Genomic DNA, 5,774 nt, shown 5'->3' with positions numbered 1-5,774 from the left:
GCCGAGGATTTCCGCATCGGGCCGGACATCGCAGCCAGGCTCCGGCGCCCGGCGGTCGCCGGCGGCGGGCTTGCCGTCGCGACACTGCTTCTTGTCTCGCCGCGCGCGGAAAGCCTGCTGGAGCCGGCCCGCGCGATCGTCGGCGATCCCGTCGTCGGTGCCCCCATAGTCGGGGATTGGGGAGGCGCCAGTTTGTGGAGCGTCGGCCAATCTGGCAAGCTTCTTGCGAGGCTCACCGCCGGCGATGGCTACCAGCTCCGCAAACGGTTGGTGCCGCTCGTCGAACTGCTCAACGGGCGGGCGGGCCTGCCCAAATTATGGTCACTCTGACCTCGAATGGCTTGATCTTGAATACTGGGAAGACGCATGAACCTGACGCCGCGTGAAAAGGACAAGCTGCTGATCGCCATGGCGGCGATGGTGGCGCGAAAAAGGCTGGAACGCGGCGTCAAGCTCAACCACCCAGAGGCGATCGCGCTGATCACCGACTTCGTCGTCGAGGGCGCCCGCGACGGCCGCCCGGTGGCCGAGTTGATGGAGGCCGGCGCCCATGTCGTCACCCGTGCCCAGGTCATGGACGGCATTGCCGAGATGATCCACGACGTCCAGGTCGAGGCGACGTTTCCCGACGGCACCAAGCTGGTGACCGTGCACGAGCCGATCAGATGAGGGCCGATCCGGTGAGGAGGAACCGATGCTGGAACTGAGGCCCAATTGCGAATGCTGCGACAAGGACCTGCCGCCTCAGGCGACGGATGCGCTGATCTGCACCTTCGAATGCACCTTCTGCGCCGACTGTGCGGAAAACGTGCTTGGCGGCGTCTGCCCGAACTGCGGCGGCAATTTTTCGCCGCGGCCGATCCGGCCGGCGGCGATGCTGAAGAAATACCCGGCCTCGACCAGGCGCGTGCTGAAGGCCGAAGGCTGCGGCCCGCGCAAGGCCGCGTGAGCAATACGACCGCTGAAGAAAGGCATGCAGATGACAACAGCTCCGATGATACGAACCGCGCTCGCGGCGATTGCTTTCGGCGTGTTGTGAGGGCGCGATGATCCCGGGCGAAATCATTACGGCACAAGGCGAGATCGAGCTGAACAAGGGCCTGCAGGCGGTGACGCTCAAGGTCGCCAACAGCGGCGACCGCCCTATCCAGGTCGGCAGCCACTATCATTTCTACGAGACCAACGAAGCGCTGAAATTCGACCGCGAACGCGCGCGCGGCATGCGTCTGGACATTGCCGCCGGCACTGCCATGCGCTTCGAGCCGGGTCAGGAACGCGACGTCACGCTGGTGCCGCTCGGCGGCAAGCGTGAGGTCTATGGATTCCAGCAGAAGGTGATGGGCAGGCTGTGAGGTCCGGCAAGCTGTGAGGTCTGGGGCGCTCAAATCACTTCGGAGGCTTGGCGGCCGCATAGATGACGATCTTGCCCGGATTGTCGAATTCGACGGCAAGCACGTCCTCCGCGAGCACGCGCCGCGAATCGATGGCGTTGAACAGCAGCGCGTTCGCCTCGATCTCCTGCCGCAACTCCGCGACGTCGTCCTTATGCTGCTCAACCTTGTCTTCGATCATCGGCGGTGGCCCGCCCTCGCTGCGCGCGGCGTCCGTCAGGAATACGATGTCGACCGTGTCGAGCTTGGTCGTCTTGCGCACCGTGCCGATATTGTCGCGTGTGCGGTCGATAGCGGTGATGACCTTGCCGGCCTCCGTCTTCGACAGCGCCTCTTCCTGCCGGATGTCGGAATCGACGATCGCCGCACCCGGCTTGTTGCTGTCCAATGGCGGCTTGCCGTCCAGTGGCGGCTTGCCGTCCACAGGCTGCGCCGGGAACGCGGCATGCGGGACGGCGGCCATGAGAAGCATGGCCACGGCCGTAGCGGGGAACGCAATTGTGACGCGCGGGGCAGCCGCCATGGCTCGATCCTGACTGACCTTTTGGCGGGGCGAAAAAAGCGAAACGACTCTCGTCGGCCGGAAGTTCCCTCAGCCTTGCCGTTAGCGGGCCCGAATCTGGCCTGCCAGCGCTTGTGGAGCGGCTTTTCCAGAGCGGTTCAGCGTCTGGAGGAACCGCCGAACCGCTCTAACCATTTGTCTTTACGCAATTCCGCGCGGAAAGCCGTTGCACACTTTTCCTGGAATTGCTCCGGGTCAGCTCGCCTTCTTGGTGATCAGGGTCAGCGCGCCGTTGGGCTGCAGGCTGGCGGCGATCACCTGCGCCGAGCTTATTCCCTTGGCTTCGAGTGCGGACTTCACCTTGGGCGTCGCGTCGATCGATTTGCGCAATGTCTGCAGGCCGGCGTCGCCGCGTTGCGCCACGATCTGGTTGACCTGTGTTTGCGTGTCCTTGGGCAGTTCGGTGATGTCGACGATGTTTACACTCTCGATCGTCGGAGCCTTGGGCGTGGCGGGAGCAGGCGCCGCCGGCGCTGGGCTGGGCTGAGGCGAGGGCTGCTGCTGGGCGCTGGCGGCGCCCGCCAGCGCCAGGCTGACAGCGGCCGCGAAAAGTATCGTCTTGCGCATGGATATTCCTTCCATCGGTTTGGCAAACGGTCGTTTTGGGCTGACTCGGCCACCTCAACCGCCAAATGGGATCGGAAGGTGTCGCCGAGCGGGTCATTCAGTGACCATTGGATGGCGACAATGTGCGCGACACACTCAAATAACCTCACTTTCGGGAGCAATCGCTGATGGCCAGACTAACCCGTGCCGCTTATGCGCAGATGTATGGCCCGACCGTCGGCGACAAGGTGCGGCTCGCCGACACCGAGCTGTTCGTCGAGGTCGAGAAGGATTTCACCGTCCATGGCGAGGAGGTGAAGTTCGGCGGCGGCAAGGTCATCCGCGACGGCATGGGCCAGAGCCAGGTCGCGAGGGCGCAGGGCGCGGTCGATACCGTCATCACCAACGCGCTGGTCGTCGATGCCTTGGCCGGCATCGTAAAGGCCGATATCGGTCTGAAGGACGGCCGTATCGCAGCCATCGGCAAGGCCGGCAATCCCGACACTCAAGATGGCGTCACCATCATCATCGGCCCGGGCACCGAGATCATTGCAGGCGAAGGCAAGATCCTGACCGCCGGCGGCTTCGACGCGCACATCCATTTCATCTGCCCGCAGCAGATCGAGGAAGCGCTGATGAGCGGCATCACCACGATGCTGGGCGGCGGCACGGGTCCGGCGCATGGCACTTTGGCCACCACCTGCACGCCTGGCCCCTGGCACTTGGCGCGCATGATCCAGTCCTTCGATGCTTTCCCGATGAACATTGGCCTGTCCGGCAAGGGCAACGCATCCCGGCCGGCGGCGCTCGAGGAAATGGTGCTTGCCGGTGCCTGCTCGCTGAAGCTGCACGAGGACTGGGGCACGACGCCTGCCGCGATCGACTGCTGCCTTTCGGTCGCCGACGACTACGACGTGCAGGTGATGATCCACACCGACACGCTGAACGAATCAGGGTTTGTCGAGAACACGGTGGCGGCGATCAAGGGCCGCACCATCCACGCCTTCCACACCGAGGGCGCCGGCGGCGGCCATGCGCCCGACATCATCAAGGTCTGCGGCCTGCCCAACGTCATCCCGTCCTCGACCAATCCGACGCGGCCTTACACCGTCAACACGCTTGCCGAGCATCTCGACATGCTGATGGTCTGCCATCATCTGTCGCCGTCGATCCCTGAGGACATCGCCTTTGCCGAAAGCCGCATCCGCAAGGAGACGATCGCGGCCGAGGACATCCTGCACGACATCGGCGCCTTTTCGATCATCTCCTCCGACAGCCAGGCCATGGGCCGCGTGGGCGAGGTGGCGATCCGTTGCTGGCAGACAGCCGACAAGATGAAGCGCCAGCGCGGAGCGCTGCCGCAGGAAACCGGCGACAACGACAATTTCCGCGTCCGCCGCTACATCGCCAAATACACGATCAACCCGGCGATCGCGCATGGCCTGTCGAAAGAGATAGGCTCGGTCGCGGTCGGAAAGCGCGCCGATCTGGTGCTGTGGAACCCTGCCTTTTTCGGCGTCAAGCCGGAGATGGTGCTGGTTGGCGGCACGATCGCGGCCGCGCCCATGGGCGATCCCAATGCCTCGATCCCGACACCGCAGCCGATGCACTACCGGCCTATGTTCGGCGCCTATGGCAAGGCGCTGACCAACTCCTCGGTGACCTTCGTCTCGAAGGCCGCCTTCGATGCCGGCCTGCAGGGCAGGCTGGGCGTGGACAAGGCCATGGTCGCGGTCGAGAACACGCGCGGCGGCATCGGCAAGCATTCGATGGTGCTCAACGACGCCACGCCGCATGTCGAGGTCGATCCGGAAACTTATGAGGTTCGCGCCGACGGCGAGTTGTTGACCTGCGAGCCGGCGACCGTGCTGCCGATGGCGCAGAGGTACTTTCTGTTCTGACGGCGACGTTTCCGGTGAACGGCCAATTTCCGTTGCGGCTCGAAGGTGGACCTTGCACTATGCGGTTGAGCAACTGCACAGCGGACAACCATGGCAGCAGAAATCGCCTCTCCCCACGACATCTTCCCGCATATCCGCATCGTCATGGGCATGGTGGTCGGCCTTGGCGTCACCCGGCTGCTCTCCGGGGTCGCCCGCATCGTCCAGCATCCCGGCCAGTACCGGCTCTATGCTGTGCATCTCGCCTGGGTCGGCTCGGTTCTCTTGATGCTGGTGCACTTCTGGTGGTGGGAGTTCGGACTCTACGCCATCCAGTCCTGGACCTTCGGCAAGTACCTTTTCATCATCTTCTATGCCATCACGCTCTTCCTGCTCTGCGCGCTGCTGTTTCCGGATTCGATGCTCGACTACACCAGCTATGAGGACTATTTCTATTCGCGGCGTGCCTGGTTCTTCGGCCTGCTTGGCGCCACCTATCTGCTCGATATCATAGACACGCTGCTCAAAGGCCCGGAGCATTTCGCCCGTTTCGGCAATGAATATCTGATCCGCACGCCGGTGTTCGTGGCGCTTTGCCTGGTGGCAATCCTGGTGCGCGACCGCCGCTTCCACATCGCCTTCGTCGCCGCCGCCCTCATATACCAGATATCCTTCATCCTGCGGCTCTTCGACACCATCGTCTGAGCGCCATTGGGTGGATGGCCGGGATGGTCTAGGTTTCTGGGAAAGGCAGGGTTCAATCATGTACAAGGCCGTCGGATCGCGAGGTTCCCGCGTCAGTCGCGTGCTCTGGATGCTCGAGGAACTCGGGCAGCCCTATGAGTTCGTCGAGGTCAAGCTGCGCTCGCCCGAGGCCTATGCGCTCAATCCCTCAGGCAAAGTGCCGATCCTGATCGACGGCGATCTCGAGATCACGGATTCGGCCGCGATCTGCGTCTACCTGGCGGACAAGCATGGCGAGATGGGCATGGGCGCCAATCCCGGCCTCGCTGGCCGTGCCGAGATGGATTCCTGGATGCATTTCGCCCAGAGCGAGCTGGAAGCGCCGCTGTGGAACAAGCTGCGGCACCGGTTCCTCTTGCCCAAGGATGTTCGGGTCGATGTCGGCCCGGCCGCGGCCTATGATTTCGCATCCGAAGTGAAGGCGCTGGACCGCCGGCTCGGCGACAGGCCGTTTGCGCTCGGTGACCGCTTTTCGGCCGTCGACGTGCTGCTCGGCGACATCGGCGGCTGGGCCCGCGCCGGCCGGTTCCCGATCGACTCTGATCTGGTTAATGCATATTTCGATCGCGTCTTGCAGCGCCCAGCCCGCGCCCGCGCTCAGGCGAATGGAGGAGCCCTCAAATGAAGCTCAACATCAACACCGATTTCACC

General features: G+C 63.7%; 8 protein-coding genes and 1 pseudogene. 7 read left to right on the top strand and 2 right to left on the bottom strand.

What is annotated here, in order from left to right; all coding sequences use genetic code 11:
* From EOA29_RS22700 to EOA29_RS22685, 4 genes and pseudogenes are all read left to right on the top strand, one after another.
* Nucleotides 1–330 (top strand): annotated as a pseudogene (locus tag EOA29_RS22700) (urease accessory protein UreD); the annotation flags it as partial.
* Nucleotides 331–366: 36 nt separating this feature from the next.
* Nucleotides 367–669 carry an urease subunit gamma gene (locus tag EOA29_RS22695; protein ID WP_041003069.1) on the top strand — a complete coding sequence of 101 codons (303 nt, stop codon included), beginning with the start codon at nucleotides 367–369 and terminating at the stop codon, nucleotides 667–669.
* A gap of 25 nt (nucleotides 670–694) precedes the next feature.
* A complete protein-coding gene (locus EOA29_RS22690) occupies nucleotides 695–949 on the top strand; it encodes a DUF1272 domain-containing protein (protein ID WP_126090747.1) in 255 nt (84 codons plus the stop codon).
* Between the two features lie 97 nt (nucleotides 950–1,046).
* Nucleotides 1,047–1,352: an urease subunit beta gene (locus EOA29_RS22685; protein ID WP_126090746.1), complete on the top strand. Its 306-nt coding sequence runs from the start codon at nucleotides 1,047–1,049 to the stop codon at nucleotides 1,350–1,352.
* 34 nt (nucleotides 1,353–1,386) lie between these two features.
* Here EOA29_RS22685 and EOA29_RS22680 read toward each other — a convergent pair whose 3' ends face one another.
* Together EOA29_RS22680 and EOA29_RS22675 are read right to left on the bottom strand one after the other, a co-directional pair.
* Nucleotides 1,387–1,914 (bottom strand): hypothetical protein, encoded by a 528-nt coding sequence (locus EOA29_RS22680; protein WP_126090745.1) that lies wholly within the window; start codon nucleotides 1,912–1,914, stop codon nucleotides 1,387–1,389.
* A 234-nt stretch (nucleotides 1,915–2,148) separates the two neighbouring features.
* Nucleotides 2,149–2,520 (bottom strand): hypothetical protein, encoded by a 372-nt coding sequence (locus tag EOA29_RS22675; RefSeq protein ID WP_126090744.1) that lies wholly within the window; start codon nucleotides 2,518–2,520, stop codon nucleotides 2,149–2,151.
* Nucleotides 2,521–2,684: 164 nt separating this feature from the next.
* Between EOA29_RS22675 and ureC the strand changes: the two genes are divergently transcribed.
* The 3 genes from ureC (at nucleotide 2,685) to EOA29_RS22660 (ending at nucleotide 5,748) form a co-directional block, all read left to right on the top strand.
* Nucleotides 2,685–4,400, top strand: a complete 1,716-nt coding sequence (gene ureC, locus EOA29_RS22670) for an urease subunit alpha (RefSeq protein ID WP_189350610.1) — start codon at nucleotides 2,685–2,687, stop codon at nucleotides 4,398–4,400.
* A 90-nt stretch (nucleotides 4,401–4,490) separates the two neighbouring features.
* Nucleotides 4,491–5,084 (top strand): hypothetical protein, encoded by a 594-nt coding sequence (locus tag EOA29_RS22665; protein WP_126090742.1) that lies wholly within the window; start codon nucleotides 4,491–4,493, stop codon nucleotides 5,082–5,084.
* A gap of 58 nt (nucleotides 5,085–5,142) precedes the next feature.
* Nucleotides 5,143–5,748, top strand: a complete 606-nt coding sequence (locus tag EOA29_RS22660; protein ID WP_126090741.1) for a glutathione S-transferase family protein — start codon at nucleotides 5,143–5,145, stop codon at nucleotides 5,746–5,748.
* The last annotated feature ends 26 nt before the right edge of the window (nucleotides 5,749–5,774 follow it).

The sequence above is a fragment of the Mesorhizobium sp. M1E.F.Ca.ET.063.01.1.1 genome, from assembly GCF_003998155.1.
In the GTDB taxonomy this organism is placed as follows: domain Bacteria; phylum Pseudomonadota; class Alphaproteobacteria; order Rhizobiales; family Rhizobiaceae; genus Mesorhizobium.
The sequence above is the reverse complement of the archived record's forward strand: the minus strand, read 5'-3'. Positions and strand labels throughout refer to the sequence as shown.

Excerpts from the sequence above, each read along its gene's own strand:
- EOA29_RS22665 (WP_126090742.1), top strand. The coding sequence starts at position 4,491 with ATGGCAGCAGAAATCGCCTCTCCCCACGACATCTTCCCGCATATCCGC.
- EOA29_RS22690 (WP_126090747.1), top strand. The coding sequence starts at position 695 with ATGCTGGAACTGAGGCCCAATTGCGAATGCTGCGACAAGGACCTGCCG.
- EOA29_RS22685 (WP_126090746.1), top strand. The coding sequence starts at position 1,047 with ATGATCCCGGGCGAAATCATTACGGCACAAGGCGAGATCGAGCTGAAC.
- EOA29_RS22680 (WP_126090745.1), bottom strand. The coding sequence starts at position 1,914 with ATGGCGGCTGCCCCGCGCGTCACAATTGCGTTCCCCGCTACGGCCGTG.
- EOA29_RS22675 (WP_126090744.1), bottom strand. The coding sequence starts at position 2,520 with ATGCGCAAGACGATACTTTTCGCGGCCGCTGTCAGCCTGGCGCTGGCG.
- EOA29_RS22695 (WP_041003069.1), top strand. The coding sequence starts at position 367 with ATGAACCTGACGCCGCGTGAAAAGGACAAGCTGCTGATCGCCATGGCG.
- EOA29_RS22660 (WP_126090741.1), top strand. The coding sequence starts at position 5,143 with ATGTACAAGGCCGTCGGATCGCGAGGTTCCCGCGTCAGTCGCGTGCTC.